The 23,616-nt window shown below is 60.8% G+C and carries 21 protein-coding genes; 2 read left to right on the top strand and 19 right to left on the bottom strand.

What is annotated here, in order from left to right; genetic code table 11:
- Nucleotides 1–5 precede the first annotated feature (5 nt).
- Nucleotides 6–644, bottom strand: coding sequence for a TetR/AcrR family transcriptional regulator (locus tag AC244Q_RS25405; protein WP_017996090.1), 639 nt, complete (start codon nt 642–644; stop codon nt 6–8).
- A gap of 203 nt (nt 645–847) precedes the next feature.
- On the opposite strand from AC244Q_RS25405, the gene AC244Q_RS25400 reads away from it, so the two are divergent.
- A complete protein-coding gene (locus tag AC244Q_RS25400) occupies nt 848–3,310 on the top strand; it encodes a beta-glucosidase (RefSeq protein ID WP_128406646.1) in 2,463 nt (820 codons plus the stop codon).
- 67 nt (nt 3,311–3,377) lie between these two features.
- Here the strand turns inward: AC244Q_RS25400 and AC244Q_RS25395 are convergent, their stop codons facing one another.
- From AC244Q_RS25395 to AC244Q_RS25355, 9 genes are all read right to left on the bottom strand, one after another.
- Complete coding sequence (locus AC244Q_RS25395; protein WP_041935752.1) at nt 3,378–3,914, bottom strand: OmpA family protein; 537 nt, start codon at nt 3,912–3,914, stop codon at nt 3,378–3,380.
- Nucleotides 3,915–3,928: 14 nt separating this feature from the next.
- Nucleotides 3,929–4,603 carry a L,D-transpeptidase gene (locus AC244Q_RS25390; protein WP_128406647.1) on the bottom strand — a complete coding sequence of 225 codons (675 nt, stop codon included), beginning with the start codon at nt 4,601–4,603 and terminating at the stop codon, nt 3,929–3,931.
- A gap of 219 nt (nt 4,604–4,822) precedes the next feature.
- Nucleotides 4,823–5,827 carry an ABC transporter ATP-binding protein gene (locus AC244Q_RS25385; protein ID WP_012755179.1) on the bottom strand — a complete coding sequence of 335 codons (1,005 nt, stop codon included), beginning with the start codon at nt 5,825–5,827 and terminating at the stop codon, nt 4,823–4,825.
- Entirely contained in the window at nt 5,827–6,804 is a 978-nt protein-coding gene (locus AC244Q_RS25380) for an ABC transporter ATP-binding protein (RefSeq protein WP_012755178.1), read from the bottom strand. Before AC244Q_RS25380 ends, AC244Q_RS25385 begins: the two co-directional genes overlap by 1 nt.
- The gene (locus AC244Q_RS25375) at nt 6,801–7,715 is read right to left on the bottom strand and encodes an ABC transporter permease (RefSeq protein WP_012755177.1); all 915 of its coding nucleotides are present in this window, start codon (nt 7,713–7,715) and stop codon (nt 6,801–6,803) included. Before AC244Q_RS25375 ends, AC244Q_RS25380 begins: the two co-directional genes overlap by 4 nt.
- A 4-nt stretch (nt 7,716–7,719) precedes the next feature.
- Complete coding sequence (locus AC244Q_RS25370; protein WP_128406648.1) at nt 7,720–8,694, bottom strand: ABC transporter permease; 975 nt, start codon at nt 8,692–8,694, stop codon at nt 7,720–7,722.
- Between the two features lie 64 nt (nt 8,695–8,758).
- Entirely contained in the window at nt 8,759–10,369 is a 1,611-nt protein-coding gene (gene ggt, locus AC244Q_RS25365; protein WP_012755175.1) for a gamma-glutamyltransferase, read from the bottom strand.
- Nucleotides 10,366–11,220 carry an alpha/beta hydrolase gene (locus AC244Q_RS25360; RefSeq protein WP_012755174.1) on the bottom strand — a complete coding sequence of 285 codons (855 nt, stop codon included), beginning with the start codon at nt 11,218–11,220 and terminating at the stop codon, nt 10,366–10,368. Before AC244Q_RS25360 ends, ggt begins: the two co-directional genes overlap by 4 nt.
- Nucleotides 11,221–11,367: 147 nt before the next feature.
- A complete protein-coding gene (locus tag AC244Q_RS25355; protein ID WP_012755173.1) occupies nt 11,368–12,942 on the bottom strand; it encodes an ABC transporter substrate-binding protein in 1,575 nt (524 codons plus the stop codon).
- Between the two features lie 193 nt (nt 12,943–13,135).
- Between AC244Q_RS25355 and AC244Q_RS25350 the strand changes: the two genes are divergently transcribed.
- Nucleotides 13,136–13,900, top strand: coding sequence for an IclR family transcriptional regulator (locus AC244Q_RS25350; RefSeq protein ID WP_012755172.1), 765 nt, complete (start codon nt 13,136–13,138; stop codon nt 13,898–13,900).
- A 104-nt stretch (nt 13,901–14,004) separates the two neighbouring features.
- On the opposite strand, the gene AC244Q_RS25345 is transcribed toward AC244Q_RS25350, so the two are convergent.
- The 9 genes from AC244Q_RS25345 to AC244Q_RS25305 form a co-directional block, all read right to left on the bottom strand.
- Nucleotides 14,005–14,940, bottom strand: a complete 936-nt coding sequence (locus AC244Q_RS25345) for a dihydrodipicolinate synthase family protein (protein WP_012755171.1) — start codon at nt 14,938–14,940, stop codon at nt 14,005–14,007.
- Nucleotides 14,941–14,966: 26 nt separating this feature from the next.
- Complete coding sequence (locus AC244Q_RS25340; RefSeq protein ID WP_012755170.1) at nt 14,967–15,920, bottom strand: ABC transporter ATP-binding protein; 954 nt, start codon at nt 15,918–15,920, stop codon at nt 14,967–14,969.
- Entirely contained in the window at nt 15,921–16,937 is a 1,017-nt protein-coding gene (locus AC244Q_RS25335; protein ID WP_012755169.1) for an ABC transporter ATP-binding protein, read from the bottom strand. It abuts the gene before it with no gap.
- A gap of 8 nt (nt 16,938–16,945) precedes the next feature.
- The gene (locus AC244Q_RS25330) at nt 16,946–17,863 is read right to left on the bottom strand and encodes a dihydrodipicolinate synthase family protein (protein WP_012755168.1); all 918 of its coding nucleotides are present in this window, start codon (nt 17,861–17,863) and stop codon (nt 16,946–16,948) included.
- Between the two features lie 18 nt (nt 17,864–17,881).
- The gene (locus AC244Q_RS25325; protein ID WP_012755167.1) at nt 17,882–18,760 is read right to left on the bottom strand and encodes an ABC transporter permease; all 879 of its coding nucleotides are present in this window, start codon (nt 18,758–18,760) and stop codon (nt 17,882–17,884) included.
- A gap of 2 nt (nt 18,761–18,762) precedes the next feature.
- A complete protein-coding gene (locus tag AC244Q_RS25320) occupies nt 18,763–19,722 on the bottom strand; it encodes an ABC transporter permease (protein ID WP_041935709.1) in 960 nt (319 codons plus the stop codon).
- A gap of 71 nt (nt 19,723–19,793) precedes the next feature.
- Entirely contained in the window at nt 19,794–21,392 is a 1,599-nt protein-coding gene (locus tag AC244Q_RS25315) for an ABC transporter substrate-binding protein (protein WP_128406649.1), read from the bottom strand.
- Complete coding sequence (locus AC244Q_RS25310; protein WP_012755164.1) at nt 21,376–22,119, bottom strand: FadR/GntR family transcriptional regulator; 744 nt, start codon at nt 22,117–22,119, stop codon at nt 21,376–21,378. The genes AC244Q_RS25315 and AC244Q_RS25310 overlap by 17 nt, the downstream gene beginning before the upstream one ends.
- Nucleotides 22,120–22,269: 150 nt before the next feature.
- Entirely contained in the window at nt 22,270–23,556 is a 1,287-nt protein-coding gene (locus AC244Q_RS25305; RefSeq protein ID WP_050786648.1) for a GGDEF domain-containing protein, read from the bottom strand.
- Between the last annotated feature and the right edge of the window lie 60 nt (nt 23,557–23,616).

Below are 23,616 nucleotides of genomic sequence, written 5' to 3'. Positions count from 1 at the left end.
AAGGCTCAGTCCTCTAACCCAAGGCTCGCCAACAGGCGGCTGATATAGGCTTCCAGTCCGCCGACCATATCGAAGCGTGTGGGATCGCGCAGCCAGAGCATCTGAAGGCCGTCCATCACCGCGATCAGCTCGGCCGCCATTGCCCTGCCATCGATCTTGCCGTCTATCGAGCCATCGGCGACGGCCCGTTCGAAGGTCGCAGCGATGTCGTCCTGTAGCTCCGTGACGCGATTGAGAAACCATGCCTTGGCCGGGTGATCCTTCATCAGGCTCTCGGCATTCAGGATGGCGAAGGTCCTGATGACCTCGATCATTTCGGCGTTGCGGCGGAAGACCCCGACCATGCCCTTGAGCAGGCCGCGGAGATCGGAGCGATAGGGGCCGATGAAGCTTTCGCTTTCGAGATCGCGCTTGTCCAGAATGGCAAGCAGGAGATCAACCTTGGTCGGAAAATGGTGCAGCAGGCCGGGCAGCGACAGGCCGACGTCGCGGGCGACATCGCCGATGGCGGCATTCTGGTAGCCGTCTTCGGCAAAGCGTCGCATCGCAGCCGACAAGATCTCCGCGCGGCGCGCTTCGCCCTTGCGGGATCGGCGCCGTCGCTTTTCGTCCTGTCCGGCCTTCGATTCGGAAACCTCTGCCATCGTCTTTTCCGTCTGCCTCTTTTCCCCGCCCTCCATCCATACATTACGGCTCGGCAGTTGACATCTTAAAAATACCGAGTAATCGGTAGGTTTAATAACTGCCTGGTGCGTGGAGAAGTCGGCGTCGCCGCCGGATGAATTGGCACCGGGCATGCTTAGTCAGCACGTCGCAATGCCCGAATTCCATTGAAGGGGAGGTTTGCATGATCGATTCCATTCTCGACAAGATGACGCTCGAGGAGCAGGTTTCGCTGCTGTCTGGCGCCGATTTCTGGACGACTGTTCCCGTCGAGCGCCTTGATGTGCCGAAGATCAAGGTGACGGACGGGCCGAATGGGGCTCGCGGCGCGGGCTCGCTGGTCGGCGGCGTCAAGGCGACCTGCTTTCCTGTCGCCATCGCGCTCGGCGCCACCTGGAATCCCGATCTCGTCGAGCGCATGGGCGTGGCGCTTGCCCACCAGGCGAAGAGCAAGGGTGCCGCCGTGTTGCTCGCACCCACGGTGAATATCCATCGTTCCGGCCTGAACGGGCGAAATTTCGAATGTTATTCCGAGGATCCGATGCTGACCGCGGAACTGGCCGTTGCCTATATCAAGGGCGTGCAGAGCCAGGGGATCGCGGCGACGATCAAGCACTTCGCCGGCAACGAATCCGAGATCGAGCGGCAGACCATGTCTTCCAATATCGACGAGCGGACGATGCGCGAAATCTACTTTCCGCCCTTCGAACAGGCTGTCAGGCGCGCCGGCGTAATGGCCGTCATGTCTTCCTATAACCGCCTCAACGGCACCTATACCAGCGAGCATGCGTGGCTGCTGACCAAGGTGCTGCGGGAGGAATGGGGATTCGACGGGATCGTCATGTCCGACTGGTTCGGTTCGCATTCGACGGCCGAGACGATCAATGCCGGTCTTGATCTCGAAATGCCCGGTCCGGCGCGCGATCGTGGCGAGAAGCTGGTTGCCGCCGTGCGCGAAGCCAGGGTTGAAGCGGCGACCGTGCGGGCGGCGGCGCGACGGATCCTGCTTCTGCTCGAGCGGGTCGGCGCGTTCGAGAAGACGCCCGATCTCACGGAGCAGGCAGTCGACCTGCCGGAAGACCGGGTGCTGATCCGGCGTCTCGGCGCGGAAGGCGCAGTCCTTTTGAAGAACGATGGCATCCTGCCGCTTGCCAAGACGTCGCTCGACCGGATCGCCGTTATCGGACCCAACGCCGCAAGCGCCCGTGTGATGGGCGGCGGCAGCGCGCAGATCGCGGCGCATTATACGGTCAGCCCGCTCGAAGGGATTCGAGCGGCCCTTTCCAATGCCAACAGCGTCAGCCACGCCGTCGGCTGCCGCCACAACCGTCTGATCGAGGTGGCCAAGGGAAAGATCACCGTCGAATATTTCAAGGGGCGTGGTTGCCGGGGCAATCCTGTTCATGTCGAGACCGTCGACAAGGGCGAGTTCTTCTGGTTCGAGCTGCCGTCAGGGGAACTCGACCCCGCCGATTTCTCGGCGCGGATGACGATGCAATTCGTACCGGAAGAGAGCGGCGATCATGTCTTCGGCATGACCAATGCCGGACTGGCGCGGCTCTTCGTCGATGGCAGGCTCACGGTCGACGGCCATGACGGCTGGACGCGCGGCGAGAACTATTTCGGCACGGCCAATGACGAACAGCGCGGCACGGTGGCGCTCGATGCGGGCAAGGCCCATACCGTCACCGTCGAATATGACACGCCGGTGGCGACCGGGGAGGGGATCAACCTCACGGCCATTCGCTTCGGCGTCGAAAAGCCCTTGGGTGAGGCCGATATGCAGGAAGCCGTCGAGACGGCGCTAAATGCCGATGTGGCGCTTCTCTTCGTCGGCCGCGACGGCGAATGGGATACCGAGGGCTTGGACCTGCTCGACATGCGGCTTCCGGGCCGGCAGGAAGAGCTGATCGAGCGGGTTGCGGCCGTCAACGCCAACACCGTGGTCGTGCTGCAGACCGGCGGCCCCGTGGAAATGCCCTGGCTCGGCAAGGTGCGCGCCGTGCTGCAGATCTGGTATCCCGGGCAGGAGCTGGGCAACGCCGTCGCCGATGTCCTCTTCGGCGAAGTCGAGCCCGGCGGACGCCTGCCGCAGACATTCCCGAAGGCGCTTGCCGACAATTCCGCCATGACGGGCGATCCAGCCGTCTATCCGGGTAAGGATGGGCATGTGCGTTACGACGAAGGCGTCTTCGTCGGCTACCGTCACCACGATACACGCGCTGTCGAGCCGCTCTTCCCCTTCGGTTTCGGCCTTGGCTATACGCGCTTCCGCTGGGGCGAGCCGCGGCTCTCGGCCGGCGACATGGGTGCCGAAGGCGTGACTGTCAGCGTCGATCTGACCAATATCGGCGACCGGGCCGGGTCGGAACTGGTCCAGCTCTATGTGCGTTCGCCAAAGTCCAAGGTGGAGCGGCCGGACAAGGAATTGCGCGCCTTCGCAAAGCTGTCGCTCCTGCCCGGTGAGACAGGGACAGCCGAAATGAAGATCATGCCGCGCGACCTCGCTTATTACGACGTCGAGGCCGGTGCCTTTCGCGCCGAACCGGGCGCCTATCAGTTGGTCGTGGCGGCGAATGCCGCGGATATCAGGTTCGTCATCGATCTGCCGTCACCACTCGATTATGTCCTGCCAGCTTCGTATTAAACGCAGGCTGGGCCCAGCCAATAGCGGCTGGCGTGTCTGCGCCAAGCGCTGTGTGGTTCGAGCTGGATCAGGCCGCGTCAGGCTGGGTGCGGAGATTGGTAACGACGCGCCTGTTCTGGACCTTGCAAGAGCGCTCCGTGCAGTCGCGGACTTCGCGGTCGTTGCCGTAGCCCTTGGCCCACATGCGCCTGGCGTCCACGCCCTTCGAGACGAGATAGGCCATCGCCGCATCGGCGCGCTTCTGTGACAGCGTCTCCATTTTGGCTGCGGAGCCGGAATCATCGGCAAATCCCTGCAGCTTGAGCAGCCAGGACGGGTTCCTGTTGAGCCAGGCGGCTTGGTTATCCAGGGTTGCCATGGCGACGGGATCGAGTGTTGCGGAATCCTGCTTGAAGTAGATCCGGCGGCCGACATTAAGGATGAAATCCTCTTCGCTGCCCATCGCAACGTTCTCGAAACCGGGTGCTGGATCGTTGGTTTGGCCGGTCATCGGCGCCGCAGCAGGTTCTTCCACGGAGGCGATATCGGTGGTGCTGCAGGCGGCGAGCGCCAAGAGCATGGCTGCGGCGGCAAGGCGCCTCACAAATCCGGTCGGAGCAGACATCAGGGTGATATTCCTCATTCGACCGGAGTTGTTTGGCTGACCTGCGCTGCACTTTCAGCCTGGTCGGCAATATGCGGCAGAACCTGCACCGCGGTGCCGATCGGGCAACGCTGGTAAAGATCGATGGCGTCTTCGTTGAACATGCGAATACAGCCGCTCGACGCATCCTTGCCGATGCTCCACGGCTCCAGCGTGCCGTGGAAGCGATAGCCGGTGTCGACGCCGTCGCGATGCAGGTACATGGCGCGGGGACCGAGTGGATTTTTCGGTGAGCCTCCCGCCACGAATTCGGGCAGTTCGGGATGGCGCTTGCGCATCTCCGGCGGCGGCGTCCAGCGCGGCCACAGCGATTTGCTGTCGATCGTGGCGCGGCCAAACCATTTGAAGCCCTCGCGGCCGACGCCGACGCCGTAGCGGATGGCCGTCTTGTTCTCCATGATCACGTAGAGGAAATGGTGCCTCGTATCGACGACGACGGTGCCGATCGGCTCGCTGCTGAAATATTTGACGACCTGGCGGTGCCACTTCTTGTCGATCTTGGCGAAGTTGGTTCTTCGGAACGTCACGCCATTGTCGACGATGGTGCCGTCGAAAAAGGAAGACGCCGCGGCGAATGCCGGTTTCCGGACTGCACCGGCGCCAAGTAACGCCAATCCACCAAGCACAATATTTCTGCGTGTCCACGGCATCGGCAATATCCCCCTTAAAGCCAAGCAGCGAAGCGTCAGTAAATCAGATTTTTCATTTGCGACAACAGAAAATTCTTCCGCTCCTTAAAGAACGAGATCGGGTTGCCGGTCTTCCGGATAGTTTTGCTCCGATCGTTGCTCTGAAAAAATGGCGCCGCACCTGCAAACCCGCGGGCCAATTGCGCGACAGATCGCTGTCAGCGGTCCTGTCGTTTGAGATCATTCATCATTGAGATGGCAAGCCGACAGGTGCCCCGGTGCAATTTCCTTTTTCACCGGTACTTCCATACGACAGCGGTCCATCGCGAACGGGCATCTCGGATGGAAGTGACAGCCTTTCGGCGGGTTTATCGGGCTGGGGAGTTCGCCATCGACGGGCCTGAACTGCCGCTTGCCGGATTCGATGCGCGGCACCTCGGCCAGGAGCGCTTTCGTGTAAGGATGATTGGGCCGCCTGAAAACCTCCTCGACGGGCGCTTCTTCGACGATGCGGCCGAGATACATGATCGCAACGCGATCGGAAATATGTTCCACGACGCCGAGATCATGGCTGACGAACAAATAGGTCAGGTCGAGTTTGTCACGAAGTTCCATAAACAGGTTGATGACCTGGGCCTGGATGGAAACGTCGAGTGCTGCGACACTTTCGTCACAGACGAGGAATTTCGGCTGCACGGCGAGCGCGCGGGCAATATTGACGCGTTGCCGCTGGCCACCGGAAAACTGGTGCGGGTATCGCTTTTTCATCGCCGGGTCGAAACCGGCCAGCATCAAATATCTGTCGACATAGGCGTCGCGTTCCGTCGAGCGGGCAAGTCCATGTGTTCGAGGCGCCTCCCAGATAAGCTCCTCGACGGTCATGCGCGGATTGAGAGCCGCCATCGGGTTCTGGAAAATCATCTGGCTGGCGAGACCGAACTGATGCTGCTCGCCTTTCGACATGGCGCTTCTGTCCATCCCCTTCCAGAGAATTTGGCCCTGGCTTGGCGAGGTGATCCCTGCAATGGCGCGGCCGAGCGTCGACTTCCCGCAGCCACTTTCGCCGACAAGGCCGACAACCTCTCCGGGCCGGATGCTGAGGCTGACATCATCAAGCGCATGAACGATAGGCGCCGGTTTGGCGAGCTTGAGCTTGAGCGCGATCTTGGCGGCCAGGTCGGGCTTGGCTCCGAAGCGCTGCGACACGTTCCTCGCTTCGATAAGGGGCGCGGCGGTCGCCGTCATCATGCTACCTCTTTCGTTACGGGATGAATGCAGCGGAAGGAGCGATCGCCTTCCGGCATGAGTGCCGGCATGACCAGACAGCCGTCGGTTGCCCGATCACAGCGCGTACGAAAACTGCATCCCTGTGGGAGCCGGTCGATCGCCGGCGTCATGCCGCGGATCTGGTGAAGCGGCTCTCCGCGTCTGTTTTGCGAAGGAACGGACGCGATCAGACCGGCCGTGTAGGGATGGTGAGGATCGGTCAGAACCTTGCCCACTGGTCCGGTCTCCACGAGGCGGCCGGCATACATGACGGCGATCTCGTCGGCCAATCTTGAAACGATCGCCAGATCGTGGGTGATCCAGATCACCGCCGTATTTCCCTGTTCGGTGAGCTTCTGGAATTCGGAAATGATCTGGCTCTGGATCGTCACATCAAGCGCTGTTGTCGGTTCATCGGCGATGATGAGGTCCGGCTTGTGAAGAAGCGCGATGGCAATCGCCACACGCTGGCGCATTCCGCCGGAAAACTGATGCGGATAGGCGGCAAGCCTTTCTTCAGGGCTTGGTATTCCGACCAGCGCCAAAGCATCCCGCGCCCGCTGCTGGGCGGCATCCTTCGAGACCCGCTCGTGTGCCCGGACGGCTTCCACCATCTGCGTTCCGACCGTCAGGACCGGATTGAGCGTCATCATCGGATCCTGGAATACCATGGCGATCCGCTTGCCGCGCAGTTGCCGCATCTCTTCGTCTGAATATTTCGCGATGTCGGCGCCGTCGAAGATGACCCTGCCGCCGACAACCCGGCCGGGCTTATCGAGGAGCCGCATGATCGAGAAGCCGGTCACCGACTTTCCGGATCCGGATTCTCCCACAAGACCAAGGACCTTGCCGCGCTCCACGGTGAACGACACATCGTTGACGGCGCAAAGGCTGGGGCGTCCCCTGCCGCCGCCGAATTCGGTGACGAGATTGCTCACTTGCAGCAATGGGGTCATGACATGTTCCTCGGGTTGAGGACATCGCGCAGCCGGTCGCCGACGAGATTGATCGCCGCGATCGTGACCAGAAGGGCAATGCCGGGAAAGAAGCTGATCCAGTAAAGGCCCGTCAGAAGATACTGGTAGCCCGTCGAGATCAGCATGCCGAGCGAGGGTTCAGTCACGGATGCACCGAGACCGAGGAAGGACAAGGTTGCTTCGAGGCCGATTGCCCGGGCGATCTGCATCGTGGCGATGACGATGACCGGCGCAAGACAGTTCGGCAGCAGGTGCCTGAAGAGGATGCGCCATCCGGGCAGGCGCAGCATCCGGGCAGCCTCGATATATTCCTTCTCGCGCTCGACCAGAGCGGTGCCGCGGACCGTTCGGGCATAGGTCGCCCACTCGGCGATGATCAGTGCGATCACGACGTTGGGTACGCCCTTGCCGAGCACGGCGAGCATCATGAGCGCCATCAATATGGTGGGAAACGAGAGCTGCAGATCGACGAGCCGCATCATCGCGGTTTCGGTGCGCCCTCCCATGTAAGCGGCGAACAATCCGGCTGAGGTTCCGATGATGGCAGCGGCGAAAGCCGACAGAACGCCCACCAGTAGTGAGGTGCGCAGGCCATAGAGGATGCCGGACAGGATATCGCGGCCCTGGCTGTCGGTACCGAGGTGATAGACAAGCCCGGTCATGGATTCGGACCCCGGCGGCAGCCGTCCATCCATGATGTCGAGCTGCATCAAATCATAGGGATTTTGCGGAGAGATCCATGGCGCAAACAGCGCCAGGCAACAGATGATCACCAGCGTGAGGAAGGCGATCGTGGCTGCCGGAGAGCTGAAGAAATTCGCGATCCCTTTCGACAGACGACTGGGTTCGGGCGTTGGAGCGCTGGTGTCTTGCGTTTGTGGTTCGGCCATGGGGTCAAGCCTTTCCTTCCAGCCGGACCCGCGGATCCAGAAGGGTATAACAGATATCGATGATGAAATTGAGGACGACGAAGAGCAGCACCATCATCATCAGGTAGGCGACGATGACGGGGCGATCGAGAAGGTTGATCGAGTCGATGATGAGCTTGCCCATGCCCGGCCACGCAAAGATGCTTTCGGTCACGACCGAAAAGGCGATGAGTGAGCCGAACTCGAGACCGATGATGGTCACCACCGGGATCATCAGGTTCTTGAGAACGTGCACGGAAATGATCCGCCCCTCTCGTAATCCCTTGGCGCGGGCAAACTTCACATAGTCCTGGGGAAGGACCTCCTGCACGCCGGCACGGGTCAGCCGAAGAATGAGCGACGTCTTGAACAGGGCCAGGTTGAAGGCGGGCAATAGAAGGTGCCGGATGCCGTCTGCGGTCAGAAACGACCATTGTACGCCGAGCAGTTCTTGCGTCGGGCCACGGCCATTCGTCGGCAACCAGCCGAGCTCGACGGAAAAGACCATGATCAGCATGAGGCCGACCCAGAAGGTCGGAAGCGAGAAGCCCAGGATCGAGCCGCTCATGATCAGCTTGGAGGAAATCCGATTGGGGTAGAGCCCTGCGTACAGCCCAAGCGGCAGGCCGAACAGCAGCGCGATGCCGAGAGCCGTGATCGCCAGTTCGAGCGTTGCCGGGAGACGTTCGAGGATCAGATCCAGCGCCGGCCGCCCATAAACGAAGCTGTTGCCGAAGTCCCCGTGCAGAAGCCCTTGGAGAAACAGCAGATACTGTTTCCACAGCGGCTGATCCAGGCCGTAATGCGCGATGACGAGTGCCCGCTCCGCCTGATTGGCGTCCGGGTTGATGAGGATGTCGACCGGATTGCCGATCACATTGACGCCGATGAAGACGATGATCGTCATCGCGACAACGACGAACAACGCCTGTATCAATCGCCTGATGATGGATGTGACCATTGAACCTCTCCCTACAGCGCCGCGCGTCTTTTCGAGAGCCGCAAAGGACGCTGTAATTTTGAATCTAGGCGACGGAGATCGCCATCCCGTCACGCTGCGGATCGGCCGCGCCTTTCGAGATGCCGCCGTCAATCTTGATCGCGTGGACTGCGGCGAACGCGTATGTCTGCGGCGACCGCGCCACTTGGTAACCCTGCGCCCGCAACTCGTCTTCGACAGAGTGTCGAATGCGATTGCAGATGTCGATCGTGTTTGACACCCCTACGATCCTCGGCGCCGAGACCGCTTCGAGCACGGACATGTCGAAATCGATCATGTTCATCAGGCATTGCGCAACGGCGGGCGCGATATAGCTGCCGCCTGGCGCTCCGATGACGATGCTGGGCTCGCCGTCCTTGAAGACGATCGTCGGTGCCGCCGAGCTGGGACGCCGCTTGCCGGGCGCGATGGAGCCGGGCTTGCCGGGAAGCGGATTAAAGCGGCTCATCGTGCCATTGTACATGAAGCCGAGGCCGTCGGTGATCGCGCCCGAGGGACTGCCGAGGGTGTGGGTCATCGCGACGGCATTGCCGTCCTTGTCGATTACCGAGATGTGGGTGGTGTCGCGCTGCGACCCATCAAGGCGCGATACGCTGGCGATCTCGCCCGCCTTGATCGCGCCGGCATGCGCCTTTGCATGCTCTTTCGACAGCAGCTTTGCATAGGGCACGTCGACATAGGCGGGATCGCCCATATGCGCGTCCTTGTCGATCGTCATCCGCTTCATCGCTTCGAACAGGATGCGGACATGATCGGCGCTGCCATGCTGCAGCGAGCCGACGTCGAACTGCTCCATGATATGCAGGAGTTCCAGCATCGGGAAGCCCGAGCCTGGTGGAGGCGAGGTGGCGATGCGGTGGTCGTGATAGTCGCCCCAAACCGGCTCTACCTTCGACAATTCGTAACGCGCCAGGTCCTGCCGATCGATCAAGCCGCCATTTGCCTTGAAATCGCCGGCGATCTGTTCGGCCAGTTCGCCGTGATAGAAGATGTCCGAGCCGCCGCTTCGCGCGATGCGTTCGAGGGTCTCTCCCATGTCCTTGTTGACGAGCAGGTCGCCGACATTCTTGAGCGTGCCGTCGTCGTGGAAATAGACTTTCCGACCCGTTTCAGAAAAGCGCAGCTTGTCGAGCGTGTTGGCAAAACCGTCGTTCGACTGGTCCTTGGCCCAATACCACTGCATGTGGTTTCGGATCATGAAACCGTTGCAGGCAAGGCGGATGGCCGGCTTGATGAGATCGGCCCAATCGAAGGTGCCGTAGTCGCGCAACGCGGTCTCATAACCCTTGAGCGAGCCGGGGGTGCAGACGGCAAGGTAGCCGATATCGGAAATATTGCCTTCAAGCACATAGCCGAAGCCGTCGCGGCTCTGGTGCTTGATCTTGTCGAGCCACATGTCCGGCGCAGCCTTCAACGGCGCGCGCGCATAAAATTCGAGGATCTCGTGCACCCCCTTTTTCGGCATGTAGACATGCATGGAGCCGAAGCCGCCGATGCCGGCCATCTGCGGGTCGACCACGCCCTGGACAAAAGCACAGGCAAGTGCTGCGTCGATGGCATTGCCGCCGCGCTCGAGAACTTCCGCGCCGGCTTCAACGGCCTCCGGCTGAGGCGCCACGATCGTTGCATTTCTCATTTTGCGTGACGGCCCTCCAGCACCTTTGCCAGGAAGGCCTTGACGTTGCCCAGAACTTTCATCCGGTCGTGAGAGACGCCCGGAACACGATCGAACGTCACATCGACACCCGCTTTGCGGAATGAGCTCGCCAAGGCGGCAAGGCGTTCGGGCCGCGTTTTGCCGGCGTCGTTTGCGCCATCCATATAATATTTTCCACCCGGCTTGTGGGTGATTTCCCAGGTCTCCAGATCGGCGTCGCCGACGATCATATGCACCGGCACCTTGGCGAGATCTTCGGGCCGGAAGGCCTTGCCGAAGCGCGCCTCCAGATCCCGAATGCCGACCCACCAGTCACGCGTCGGATCCAGAAGGGTGACGGAACCAGGTGCGCCGATGGATGCCGCCCAGAGCTTTTCCGGATGCAGGATGGTGAAACGGTGCACGAAATGCCCGCCGCCGGAGAAGCCGAACATGGCGAATTTTGACCAGTCCTGGCGGTATTTGTCGGCCATCTCCGCGACCATGGCCAGGACGACCTGATCGTAGCGGATGTCGCCTTCCTCAAGAAACTTGTAGCCGGAACGCGCACCATCGCCGAGAACGCCAACCGGGAAGATCGGGCAAAGGATGGCGCAGTCGTTGTAGAGCCCGAATTCGGCAAAACCGTCGCGGAAGTCGATGGCCGATGTGCGCCCGGTGCCGTGGACCGCGACCAGGAGGTCGAGCTTGCGGCCATCTGCCGCCGTCGGCGGCACATAAAGCACCATATGAAGGCGAGGATCGGCCTGAGAGGCGAAGATGGCCGTCTGGCCATAGTCATAGATGGCCTTTGCCCGGGCGACGGCTTCGCCCGTTCCAAGTTCCTGCATGAGTGTCTCCTGGGAGATGAAGAAAGGGACGGCCCTGGTGCGGCCCCATGCTGCTGTTTTAAACCGCGCCGCATCGATTGGATCGATGCGGCGCACTTCAAATCTTTATTTGTCCCAAAACCGCTGCACGCTTTTGGACGACATGCATTAGTCCGCCGGCTTCACGTCATAAGCGAGCGTATATTTGTCGCCGCGCGGGGTGTAGGACACGGTCTTCTTTGCACCCAGCACGACGTTTTCGTAATGCATTGGGAGCAGCCAAAGGTTGTTGAACGTCTCGGTCGACAGCTCCTCGAGAAGGGGCGCGCGTGCAGCTTCATCGAGTGTCGAACTCGCCTTGGCCAGTACCTCGTCGATCTTCGGATCGGACACGCCGCCGCCGTTATATCTGCCGGTCCCCTTTTTCTCGTCGCGCGTCGCGACGAGCGCGACAGTCGGATTGGTGGTTTCGCCGGTGTTCACACCCCAGGAGCCGAAATAGGTGCTGTACGTGCCCTTTGAATAGGCTTCCGAATACATCGACCAGGGCAGGACCTCGACTTTCGATTTGATGCCGATGCGCGTGAACATCTGGCCGACCGCCTGCAGAACTTCGGCATCCTTGACATAACGGCCAGAGGGACCATGCAGGGTCAGGCTGAAGCCATCGGGATAACCGGCCTCGGCCAGAAGCGCCTTGGCGGCGGCCGGATCATAGCCCACCTTCTCGACTTTTTCGGAATAGCCCGCATAGCCTTGGGTGACGAATTGGTCGGCCACCGTGCCGTTCTTCTGCATGACGCGGTCGACGATTGCCGGCCGGTTGATCGACATCAGCATTGCGCGACGCACCCGTTCATCCTTGAGCGGGTTCTTGTCGAGATCGGAACCATCCGCAGCCTTCACGAAAGGCGAAACATCGCGGCTGACATCGAGGCCAAGATAGACGAAGCGGGAAGACAGGCCGTTGATGACTTGCAGATTATCGCTCGCTTCCACGCGTGCCATTCCATCGGCAGGAAGGGTTTCGACAATGTCGATCTCGTTGGAAAGAAGCGATGCCAGGCGGGCGCCGTCATCGGGCAGGAAGCGCAGCGTGACGTTCGACCAGTGCGAGGGGCCAGCGAAATAGCTGTCATTGCGCTTCAAGGTCAGGTTGCTGCCTGGCGAATAGGAGACGAAGGAATAGGCCCCGGTTCCGATTGCGCACTTGCCGTTGTCGAAATCCTGGACCGGCGCCTCCTTGCAATCGGCGCTGATAATGCGAATTCGGCTGACGGAATTCAGCAGGATCGGATCTGGAACCTTCGTCTCGACGACGATGGTATAGGGATCCGTGGCCGTGACATTGACAATATTGCGGGTGTAGGAAGCAAAGCTCTGGCTGGGCTTGTCGCGGGCACGCAGTAGCGAAGCGATGACGTCATCGGCGTTGAACTCGCTGCCGTCATGGAATTTCACGCCCTTCCGCAGCTTGAATTCCCAGTGGGTCGGGTCGACGACCTTCCATTCGGTGGCGAGTTCCGGCGCGTTTGCCGACGTTCCGGTGAGGTTTATGAGGCTGTCCCAGATATGGCGCGAGGTCGCATTGTTTGGCGCCGAACTGTCTTCATGGGGATCCAGCGTCGTCGGCGTCGTCGACATCCCGATCGTCAGCGGGGTTTCCTGTGCGGCGACCATTGCAGGAATAGCAATCGTTCCGAGCAGCCCGATCGCTGCCCGCGTCAATATTTTTGCGGCCATTTCTTCCATCCCGGTTTAGCGTTTTTGGGCCGACCTTGCTTGGCCGGTACGAGCAGGTTCCCGTCCACTCTTGACACAAATTGGTAAGGGGGCCTCAAGGGGGCTGTCAAACGGAAATCAAGCGCGTTACGATAGGTGTAACTTGAAATAATGCCAATCCTTCAGCCTTTGTCGCGGAGAAAATTCTGGTCCCATGGACAAAAGACAGCCATCAAAAAGCGATATCGTGCAATCTGTTGATGTCTGCATCGAGGTATTGCTTAATGTCGCCAAAAACCCGGATATCAGACTGACCGAGGTGGCGCAGAACCTCGGGGAAACCAAGCCGAGAATTTTGCGTATGTTACGCACACTGGAACGGCGCGGCCTGGTGCGGAAGAGCGATACGGGCACTTACCGGCTGGGGACGACTGCGATCATTCTCGGGACCGCTGCCTCGACACAGGTTGATCTGGTGCGCATAGCCAATCCTATTCTTGAAGAAGTCGGCCAGAAGGCGAACGAAACGACCCAGCTCAGGATCATCGACAATGGGGAATCCCTGTGTATTGCAAAGTTTGAACCGATGCGCGACTTGCGGGTGCAGGCGATGATCGGTCGAAGACGGCCGCTCACGGCCGGCTCGTACAAGGTGCTTCTCGCCTATCTCCACCCCCAGGTGCAGCTGCAAATGATCCCGGAGACTTTGCCGCGGCTGACCAAGCGCACGATCACGGATCGTGGCAAGCTGGTTGCTGAATTGGATAAAATCCGCCGCCAGGGATTTTGTGTGAGTTACGGTGAAGTCAGCGATCAACTCGTCTCCGTCTCGGTGCCGGTTCTGGCATTCGACGGATCCGTGATCGCCGCGGTGAATGTCGGCGCCCCGGCCTTTCGCACGCAAAAAAGCGATGTCGACCGCTTCATCGTTCTGCTGAAGGAGGCCTCCAGCAAGATATCGGCCCGGCTGGGATGGTAGAGCTTTTCGTTCTCAGCCATATCGGACCTTGTCTCTTCGGTTCGACGCCCATCAGGGCGAGCCAACGCAGCTTGTTTCGTGCCATGCCCGTTCTTTGAGCAAACTCAGTGGAAAAGATCGGGGAGTTCGGAGCGTGCGATGCGTCGCAACCTGACCGCTTCTGCCATGTCTATCGAGCGATAGGGAAACCGCAAACGGGTGCCCACGGGTCCCCAATTGCCGATCGCACTCAAAAGTTTGTCGAGAGCGGCGTTCGAATAGCCAAATTCCTGGCGAAACGGGACAATATGCGCGTCCATAAATGCGCCGATGCGTCCCTCCAGATCGAGTGCGGGGTCGATCTCGTTTCGCATGGAGACCGTCCAGGCCTGAGCGCCGCGGGGACTAAGGCAGGCCACATTGGAAAAGGAGCCTGCTGCCACACCTTCCTTGGTGCCGGTTGCCAGATGATGGCCGGGGACGAAGAGTGACAGCCCGGACAGATGCCGGCGTGCCTCGGCATACCAGGAGGCGTCGCCATCGGCGAGCTTGATGCCGATCACCTCCGGCACTGCCGCGCAGACCATGCCGAGCTCCCTTGGCGCCAGCACGCGTTTTGCATGCGGCGGATTGTAGAGGATGAGCGGAATTCTGTCGGCAGCCTCGGCCGTTCGTTTCAGGAAGTCGACCGCTTCGGCATCGGTGAGCGGCCACCAGTCCGGCAATATGACCTGAATGGCGCGCGGATCTAGCGCGGCGGCGCGACGGACGCGATTGAGCATGATCAGCGGGTCGGGCTGGCAGGCGCCGATGACGAATGGCGTTGAAGATGCCTTGCAGCGCTCGGCCAGCATTGCCTGGATGCTGTCGAACTCCGCTTCCGTCTGATTGTGGAATTCGCCGGCAGTGCCGTTCGAATAGATACCGTCGACGCCGGCATCGATGAGGATGTCGATCTCTTCGCCGAGCTTGTCGAATTCAATGCTGTCATCGGCCGCGATCGGCAGAAGCAGGCTCGCCCAGTTTCCGCTGATGGCGGGACGCGGCGTCTTCGCATTCATCTCTTGTTTCTCCGAGGGATGACGGATCAATTGAGGTCGTCGCGGATGCAGGCCTTGAAGTGGCCGGGCGCGATTTCCCGCAATTGCGGAACGGCGCCGGCGCAGGCATCGAGCGCGCTCGGACAGCGCGTGCGAAAAACACATCCGCTCGGCGGATTGGCCGGACTTGGAATATCGCCTTTCAGGATCTGCCTGTTGCGGCGGGCATCCGGATCGGGCGACGGAATCGCCGACAGAAGCGCACGCGTATAGGGATGCTGCGGTCTCGCATAGAGATCGGCACTCGGCGCGATTTCCATGATGCGGCCGAGATAGAGCACGATCACCCGGTCGCAGATATATTCGACGACGGCAAGGTCATGCGAGATGAACAGCATGGTCAGGCCAAGCTGCTGCTGCAGGTCGCGCAGCAGGTTGATCACTTGCGCCTGGATCGACACGTCGAGCGCCGAAACCGGCTCGTCGGCGACGATGAATTCCGGCGACAAGGTCAACGCACGGGCAATCCCGACGCGCTGGCGCTGGCCACCGGAAAATTCATGGGCATATCGATTGATAGCATCGGCGGGCAGGTCGACCTTTACCAAAGCCGACTGCGCCCGTTCGAGCCTGCCGCGGGCGGTGCCGATCCCCTGGATCTTCAGGCCTTCCGTCAGGATCTCGCCGATCGTCATGCGCGGCGACAGGCTGGCGAAGGGATCCTGGAAAATATACTGCATGCGCGGCCGCTGCCGCCTTAGCGCGGAGGCGGAAAGTGCCGTGAGTTCCGTCCCGTCGAAACGGACGCTGCCGGACGACGGTTCGACGAGGCGAAGGACGGAACGCCCGATCGTGGTCTTTCCGCTGCCGGATTCGCCGACAAGCCCGACGACTTCACCCTTGCCGATATCGAAGGAAATGCCCTGAAGAATGTTCAGCCGCGTGCCGCGGGAGGTATAATGTTTCGAAAGGTCGCGGACGGAAAGCAGCGGTTCGCTCATCTAGATCTCCTGCCATCTGATGCAGCGGCTTCGGTGCTGCGGATTGATCTGTTCGAGCGCGGGAACCGCCACGCGACAGGCATCGATCGCGAATTTGCAGCGCGGGGAAAAGGCGCAGCCGCTCGGCATGTTCATCAGGCTCGGGACCATGCCGGGAATGGCGGCGAGCTTTTCGCCGGCCTGTTTCATCCGTGCGGCATCGCCAAGGCGCGGCATGGAGGCGAGAAGGCCCATCGTGTAGGGATGCTTGGGATTGCGGAAGACCTCGCCGACCGGCCCTTCTTCGACGATCCGGCCGGCATACATCACCGCCACGCGATGGGCGATTTCGGCGACGACGCCGAGATTGTGGGTGACGAACAGCATGGCCATGCCGCGCTCGCGCTGCAGCTTGAGGAGCAGGTCGAGAATCTGCGCCTGGATCGTCACGTCGAGCGCCGTGGTCGGCTCATCGGCGATCAGCAGCGCCGGATCGCAGGCGAGCGCCATGGCGATCGTCGCGCGCTGCCGCATGCCGCCTGACAGTTCGTGCGGATATTGGCCGGCGCGGCGCCGGGCGTCCGGTATGCCGACGCTTTCAAGCAGCGTGACGGCTGCGTTCATCGCCGCCTTGCGGTCGCTACCGCGATGGATGCGGATCGGCTCGGCGATCTGGTCGCCGATGGTGAAGACGGGATTGAGGCTCGACATCGGCTCCTGGAACACCATGCCGATGTCGTCGCCCCTGATCCTGCGCATGCTCTCTTCGTCGAGGGAGACGAGATCGCGGACCACGCCGTTCCCCGTCGCAAGGCGGATGCTGCCTGCGGCGATCACGCCGATGTTGCGGGTGAGCAGCCGCATGACCGACAGGCTGGTGACCGACTTGCCGGAGCCGGATTCGCCGACGAGCGCAAGCGTCTCGCCAGCGGCAACGGTCAGGTCGATATTGTTGACCGCCGTGATCTCGCCACCGCGGATGCGGAAGATCGTTCGCAATCCCCTGATGTCGAGTACGGGTTCGGCGGTCTGTTCCATCAACTGGCTCAGTTCAGCAGGCCGGTTGCACGCAGGATCTCGTCGATCCGCGCCGTTTCGGCTTCGTTAAGAGAGGCACGCGGACGGGGCATGACAGCGGAATCGATGATGCCGAGGCTGCGCATGGCGGTCTTGAAGGCGCCGATGCCGGCTGCGCCGCCGCTGACACGACCCTGCGCGACCCAGACGATTTCGAACAAGCGGCAGAGACGCTGCTGTTCCTTCTTCGCGGCGATCCAGTCGCCACGTTGGGCAGCATCCCAAAGCCGGACATAGCCGTGCGGATCGACATTGGCGATGCCAGGAACGACGCCATGGGCGCCCATCAGCAGGGCGGTGTCGACGACGATCTCGGAGCCGGTCATCAGGAAGACGTCTTTTTGTTCGGCAAGGTCGAGGAGCGCATAGCGGAAGTTGCCATCGTCGCCGCTGGAATCCTTGAGGCCGATAATGGCGCCTTCCCTGGCGAGCGTGACCACGGTCTGGCGCTGCAGCTTGACGTGAACGCAGACCGGAATGTCGTAGGCGATCAGCGGAATGTCCACCGCGTCGCGGATATAACGGAAGTGGTCGAGGATCTCGGACTGGCTGGTGACCGTATAGAATGGCGCCGTCACCACGACTGCATCGGCGCCGGCCGCCTTTGCGACCTTCGCATGGGCGATGACGCGATCCGTGGTCGGATCGATGACGCCGACGATCAGCGGCACCCGGCCGTTCACCACCTTGGCCGAATGCTCGATGATTTCCCGCCGGGTCCTTTCGTCATGGAAGATCACCTCGCTCGTCGAGCCGAGCACGAATACGCCATGGCAGCCGGCGCCGATCAGATGCTCGAGCACGCGTGAATAGGATGGGTAGTCGATGGTGAGATCCGGATTGAGCGGTGTTACGACGGGAGGGACGACACCCTTGAATTTGGTCATTTTCGCTTCTTTCGATTGTCAGTTCAGTTCGGCACGCGGATCGAAGGCATCTCTGAGGCCATCGCCAATGAAGTTGATCGCCAGGACGGCAAGGATCAGCGCGGCGCCGGGGAAGAGCCATTGCCACGGATATTGTTCGAGCACGGCGGTCGAGCGGGCCGCGTTCAGCATGTTGCCCCAGCTTGCCGCCGGCGGGGCGATGCCGAGACCGAGGAAGGACAGTCCCGCCTCGAGCAGAATGGCATTGGCGATCTGTAGCGTTGCATAGACCACGAGGATATCGATCGAGTTCGGCAGGCCGTGGCGGAAGAGCAGATGGCCGATGCCGGCGCCCATGCCGCGGGCGGCCATGACGAAGTCGCGCTCACGCAATTCCAGCAGCCGCGAGCGGATCATGCGCGCAAGCAGCGGCCAGGAGAGCAGCGAGATGACCAGCACAGTCGGCCAGATGCCGGTGCCGGCAATCGACGCGAGCACAAGCAGGAAGATGACGGGTGGCAGGGTCATCACCAGATCGACGAAGCGCATCGAGACGGCGTCCGTCCAGCGTCCGGCAAGCGCCGAGGTTGCCCCAAAAAGAAACCCGATGACGGCAGAAAGCGCGGTCGATGCGACGGCGACCAGCAGCGAAATCCGGCCGCCTTCGAGCACGCGGGCGAAGACGTCGCGGCCGACGCCGTCGGCTCCGAACCAGTGCGTTGCCGTCGGCCCGCTATTCATGGCCAGAAGATCGATGTCGTTCGGCCGGAAAGCCCACCATAGGGGATAGGAGAGGATCAGCAGCAGCATTGGCGTGGCAATGCAGACGCCGGCAACAGCTGCGCGGTTGAGCAGAAACCGACTGAAGGCGCGGGAAAATGGTCCGGGGCTCCGGCGTTCGGACGAGCGTGCCAGCATGGTCAGCCCACCTTGATGCGCGGGTCGACGACCGCATAGGTGATATCAGTCAGAAGATTGACGACGATAACGCAGGCGCCGATGACGAGTGTCGCCCCCATGATGACGGGGTAGTCGCGGGTCTGCACGGCATCGACGAGCAACAGACCCATACCCGGCCAGTTGAAGACGCTCTCGATGAAGATGGCGCCGCCGATTGCAAGCCCGATGGTGGAACCGATCAGCGTCACGATCGGAAGAAGCGCATTGCGCAAGGCATGCTTGCTGATGATCCAGAACTCGCGAACGCCCTTGGCGCGGGCCGTGCGCACGTAATCCTGGGTCAGAACTTCGAGCAGCGAGGCGCGCATATAACGCATGATCAATGCGGCTTGCGCGACAGACAGAAGTGCCGCCGGCAGGATCAGATGGTGGAGGAGATCGCCCACCGAGAATTCCTCGCCCGGCGTCAGCATGCCGCCTGATGGCATCCAGTGCAGGCGGACGGAGAAAATATAAAGGCCGATCAGCGCGCTGAGGAAGGCCGGGCTGGAAATGCCGGCAAGCGCAACCACCGACAAGGACAGATCGGCAAGCGAATTGCGGCGGACGGCGCCGATCACCCCGAAAGTGATGCCTGCGACGATGGCAAAGGCAAGTGCGGTGCCCATCAACAGAACTGTCGGGCCGATCCGTGACAGCACCAGCCCCAGAACCGGCTGATCGAGACGCTTGATCGAATAGCCGAGGTTGCCCGTCACCGCCTGCTGCAACCAGCCAAGATACTGCACTGGCAAGGGCTGATCGAGGCCGAGGCTTCGGCGCAGATCGGCAAGGTCTGACGGCGACATCGGCAGGTTAGGATCGATATAGGCATCGATCGGATCGCCGGGTGTCAGGCGCAGCAGCAGGAAGATCAGCATGCTCAGGGCGACGAGCATGCCTATTCCTATGATCAGGCGTCTGAGACTGTATTGGAGCATCGGTAATCCGTCTTATCGGGCCGTCTTGTCAGGGTGGCCGAAGCCACCCTCAAGGCTTTCCCGGAAAGCGCCTATTCGGCGATCGACCATTTCTGCGGATTGGCCTGGTAGGGGCCGCCGCCCGGCGCTGGCGTCCAGACGAAATCCTTCACCTTTGTCGAGACGATGCCATAGCGGTTTGCCACCCAGAGCGTCGCCCAGGGCAGGTTGGTGTTCATCACCTTGCAGACGTCCTGGTAGGCGGCATCCCGCTTGGTGCTATCAGGCTCGGCCAAGGCGCTATCGAGCGCCTTGGTGAGGTCAGGCATGCGAACCCTGGCGACATTCGGCCCGGCCGGAGGGATCTGCTTCTCGTTGAGGCCGACATTGATGCTTCCGGCATCCGGCCCGTTCTGCAGCCCGGCATAAACCAACTGGAACTGGGCGATATCCAGCGTCGCATTGAGCACGATGCTGTTATAGGTCGGCGCATCGACGGCGCGCGGGACGATGTTGATGCCGACCTGGGCAAGCATCGCCTGGACTGCGGCAAGCACGTTGGTCGCCAGCGGCGTGGTGTAATAGGTCAGAAGGGTGATCTGCTTGCCGCCGTTGATCTGGTCCCAGCCGGCTTCCGTCAACAACTGCTTGGCCTTCTCGGGATCATAGGCATAGCTGTCGATATCAGGGGGTATCAGCTGTTCGGCGACATAGGCGCAGTTGGCAGGCTTGGCCGCACCGCCATAAAGGCTCTGGATGATGGCATCGCGATTGATCGCGTACATCACCGCCTGGCGGACGCGCACGTCCTTCCAGAGCGGGGATTCGTGGTTGAAGCCCAGGTAGTTGACGACGAAAGAGTTGCCTTCTATGACCTGGAAGTCCTTGTTGTCCTTGAAGGTCGGCACGTCGTTGGAATCGACATAGGTGAACTGGATTTCGCCGGATCTCAGCGCAGCGATTGCTGCGGCCGGGTTGGCGAAATAGCGATTGATGACGCGTTCCAGTGCGGGTTTGCCACCGCGATAATCGGTGTTTGCGGCAAGTTCGACATATTGATCCGAGACGTATTTGGTGAATTTGAACGGACCGGTGCCGATCGGAGCTGTGGACCACCAGGTGTTCTTCGTCAGCTGGTCGGCCGGGATCGAGGAGAGCGCATGCTCGGGCAGCATCATCACTTTGGTCATCGTGTCGGGAAAACTGCTGCTGGGGGCGCTGAGCTTGATGACAACAGTGTGCTCATCCGGCGTCTCGACGGACGATATGCCCTTCAGCCGGGCGGCGAGCACCGAGCCGGTTTTCGCGTCCATCGCAAGGGCCATGGTGAACTTTGCGTCCTTGGCAGTGAACGGTTTGCCGTCATGCCATTTGGCGTCCACCAGCTTGAACGTGTAGGTCATCTGGTCGGAGCTGACCTCGTAGGAGCTTGCCAGCGCGCCGACGACCTTCTGCAGCTTCTCGTCATAAGTGATCAGCGGTTCGTAATAGATGCTGAGCCAGGTGAAGCCGGCGGTCGCGGCGAGCGGATTGAAGTTGCCCTGGAAACCTCCGGGACCGACATCGAAGCCGCCCGATAGCGTGGCTGCCTGGGCCTCTATTGCAACGCCCGAAACGACAAGAGCTGGAACGGCAGCCGTCGACAGCAGGGCGCCAAGCGCAATCACGGATAATCTAGACAGTCTTTTCATGTGTTCCTCCCACGTTTGAACTTGTCTTGTTGTTGGCAATCACCCGGGCAATGCCTTCGTAGTGACGATCCAGGCGTCTGCGCGCCTCCTCCAGATCTTTTGCCTCGATCGCATCGACGATTGCGGCATGGTCGCGCCACGTTGCCATCGGATCGGCATTTTCAAGGTTGACGAAATCCGACGCCTTGTAGAAGGCGAGCCAGAAGACATCGATCAGCCGCACCAGCGTTTCATTGTCCTGGCAGCGAAACAGCAGTCGGTGGAACAGCTGGTCGTCTTCCGCAAAGGTTTCACCGCGCTCGGCCTGGGCGCGCATCCGATTGACGGTGGCGCGCAATTCGGCGATGTCCTCTTCGCCGATCACGTCGATCGTTTTGCCGATCAATCCCACTTCCAGCGTACGGCGGATTTCGAGGACCTCCTCGATCTGCCGCAGGGCGCCGCCGAGGCCGTAAGCGAGGTTGTCGAGAAGCGGCCCGAAGGAAAATGCCTTCACGAAGATACCCACGCCGCGCCGCGTATCCAGCACGCCGAGCGATTCCAACGCCTTGATGCCTTCCCTCAGCGAATTGCGGCTGACACCGAGCTGGGTGGCGAGCTCTCCCTCGGCCGGAAGCAGGGTTCCGGGCGCCAGGCCATTGTCGTCGATATAGGCGCGCAGACTTTCCTGCACGGAGACATGCAGCAGTGGCGCGCGCGTCAGCGGCTTCATCGATTTCAATGTCATGCCGGTCACTTTCCCGCATCGCCGATAAGATCGATGTTACATATCGACTTGTAGGATATCTGTCAAATGGTCAAGCTGACAGGGCTGACACCGGACCCAGATTGCGGCCTTTTAAGGCAGTCGTTTTGGAGACCACGATAGCCAAACGGCTTAGTCTGAGGCTTGGTCGACCTTTGCGGCATGGACCACCACACGGTTGCGGCCAGTCTTTTTGGCAAGGTAGAGCGCCGCATCCGCTTGGCGTTGCATGTGCTCTGCTGACACAAGCTCACTGTCTTGCATCATCGTGGCCACTCCAATGCTGACAGTGACATAAGCAACGACGCGGGAGGTCGGGTTTGGAAGAGACGCAGCTTCCACTCGGCTGCGTATCCGCTCAGCGACGACCTTGGCTTCTTGCTCATCTGAGCCTGGGAGAAAGACGAGAAATTCTTCGCCTCCGTAACGGGCGACCTGGTCCCGCTCGTCTCTCATGCTGCTCTGAATGATGCCGGCAACCTTCACCAGGCAGCGGTCGCCTTCGGCATGTCCGAGATTATCGTTGAGATGCTTGAAGTCGTCGATATCGCACATCAGCATCGCCGCGCCGCTCGTTCGTTTAAGATCCTCGCTCCAGAAATAATGGAGCGTTTCCATCATCGAGCGCCGGTTGGCGACACCCGTCAACGGATCTGTCCGTGCCAGCAATTCCAGCTGGGAATTGGCGTCGGTAAGCTCCGCGAGGCGACTTCGATCTCGTAACTCCAGCAAGAAAGTCTTCTGAGCGAAGATGGTTGCGGTACGTCGGGCAACGACGGTTGCAGCCACACCGCTTGCGAAAAACAGCGTCCCGGCCAGAGCACTGCCCACTTCGATGGCTGGATTGCGCAGTTGAAACACAAGGTAGATACCGAGGGCAGAAGCACCGATCGCCATCGCCCAACCGAGTGGAATGGGAAATATGATAATGGCAGTGACGGCCACAAAAAGCATGATGGTCAAATGCCGCTCATAAAACTCGCCACCGGTGTTAACGCCCACCATGGCGACCGACAGGAGGATGAGAAAAACAGCCGAGAGGAGGAAAACTCCCTGCACCCACAAAGCATGCGGCCGCAGGAAGGCCACCGCGGCGACAAGAGCCGCGGGGGGAAGGATAGACGCTGGCCAAAGCATCGACATGACGGTTTCAGTCGGAAGCAAGATCGCGTTGAGGCCCAACGTCAGGACGTCGAGCACGATAACCCAGACCATCCACGCGCGAATGATCTTGGCAGTCCGCGGCCAGGAGCGTTCGCCAAAAAGCCGAGCCAGTTCCCCATTGAAGCGGATATCACGCGTGCGTCCACCGAGCAGGCGCTCGACTTGCTCGACAATGGCCGGGCTCAACCTCTGCAGAGGTTTCCGCGAAGACGCCCTTACCGATCTGATAGGAGCTGTGGTTCGCTCGGTATCCATGTGTCGGATCTAGGGAGCAGACGACCGGAGGCAAGGCGGGCCGCGAATTCCGCCCCAAAA

Source organism: Rhizobium sp. CB2179, from assembly GCF_057653455.1.
The sequence above is the reverse complement of the archived record's forward strand: the minus strand, read 5'-3'. Positions and strand labels throughout refer to the sequence as shown.

Coding starts and splice junctions, on each gene's coding strand:
- AC244Q_RS25320 (WP_041935709.1), bottom strand. CDS start 19,722: ATGCTCCAATACAGTCTCAGACGCCTGATCATAGGAATAGGCATGCTC.
- AC244Q_RS25330 (WP_012755168.1), bottom strand. CDS start 17,863: ATGACCAAATTCAAGGGTGTCGTCCCTCCCGTCGTAACACCGCTCAAT.
- AC244Q_RS25400 (WP_128406646.1), top strand. CDS start 848: ATGATCGATTCCATTCTCGACAAGATGACGCTCGAGGAGCAGGTTTCG.
- AC244Q_RS25345 (WP_012755171.1), bottom strand. CDS start 14,940: ATGAATGCGAAGACGCCGCGTCCCGCCATCAGCGGAAACTGGGCGAGC.
- AC244Q_RS25315 (WP_128406649.1), bottom strand. CDS start 21,392: ATGAAAAGACTGTCTAGATTATCCGTGATTGCGCTTGGCGCCCTGCTG.
- AC244Q_RS25350 (WP_012755172.1), top strand. CDS start 13,136: ATGGACAAAAGACAGCCATCAAAAAGCGATATCGTGCAATCTGTTGAT.
- AC244Q_RS25405 (WP_017996090.1), bottom strand. CDS start 644: ATGGCAGAGGTTTCCGAATCGAAGGCCGGACAGGACGAAAAGCGACGG.
- AC244Q_RS25375 (WP_012755177.1), bottom strand. CDS start 7,715: ATGGCCGAACCACAAACGCAAGACACCAGCGCTCCAACGCCCGAACCC.
- AC244Q_RS25380 (WP_012755178.1), bottom strand. CDS start 6,804: ATGACCCCATTGCTGCAAGTGAGCAATCTCGTCACCGAATTCGGCGGC.
- AC244Q_RS25310 (WP_012755164.1), bottom strand. CDS start 22,119: ATGACATTGAAATCGATGAAGCCGCTGACGCGCGCGCCACTGCTGCAT.
- AC244Q_RS25335 (WP_012755169.1), bottom strand. CDS start 16,937: ATGGAACAGACCGCCGAACCCGTACTCGACATCAGGGGATTGCGAACG.
- AC244Q_RS25340 (WP_012755170.1), bottom strand. CDS start 15,920: ATGAGCGAACCGCTGCTTTCCGTCCGCGACCTTTCGAAACATTATACC.
- AC244Q_RS25390 (WP_128406647.1), bottom strand. CDS start 4,603: ATGCCGTGGACACGCAGAAATATTGTGCTTGGTGGATTGGCGTTACTT.
- AC244Q_RS25395 (WP_041935752.1), bottom strand. CDS start 3,914: ATGTCTGCTCCGACCGGATTTGTGAGGCGCCTTGCCGCCGCAGCCATG.
- AC244Q_RS25385 (WP_012755179.1), bottom strand. CDS start 5,827: ATGACGGCGACCGCCGCGCCCCTTATCGAAGCGAGGAACGTGTCGCAG.
- ggt (WP_012755175.1), bottom strand. CDS start 10,369: ATGAGAAATGCAACGATCGTGGCGCCTCAGCCGGAGGCCGTTGAAGCC.
- AC244Q_RS25325 (WP_012755167.1), bottom strand. CDS start 18,760: ATGCTGGCACGCTCGTCCGAACGCCGGAGCCCCGGACCATTTTCCCGC.
- AC244Q_RS25360 (WP_012755174.1), bottom strand. CDS start 11,220: ATGCAGGAACTTGGAACGGGCGAAGCCGTCGCCCGGGCAAAGGCCATC.
- AC244Q_RS25370 (WP_128406648.1), bottom strand. CDS start 8,694: ATGGTCACATCCATCATCAGGCGATTGATACAGGCGTTGTTCGTCGTT.
- AC244Q_RS25355 (WP_012755173.1), bottom strand. CDS start 12,942: ATGGCCGCAAAAATATTGACGCGGGCAGCGATCGGGCTGCTCGGAACG.
- AC244Q_RS25305 (WP_050786648.1), bottom strand. CDS start 23,556: ATGGATACCGAGCGAACCACAGCTCCTATCAGATCGGTAAGGGCGTCT.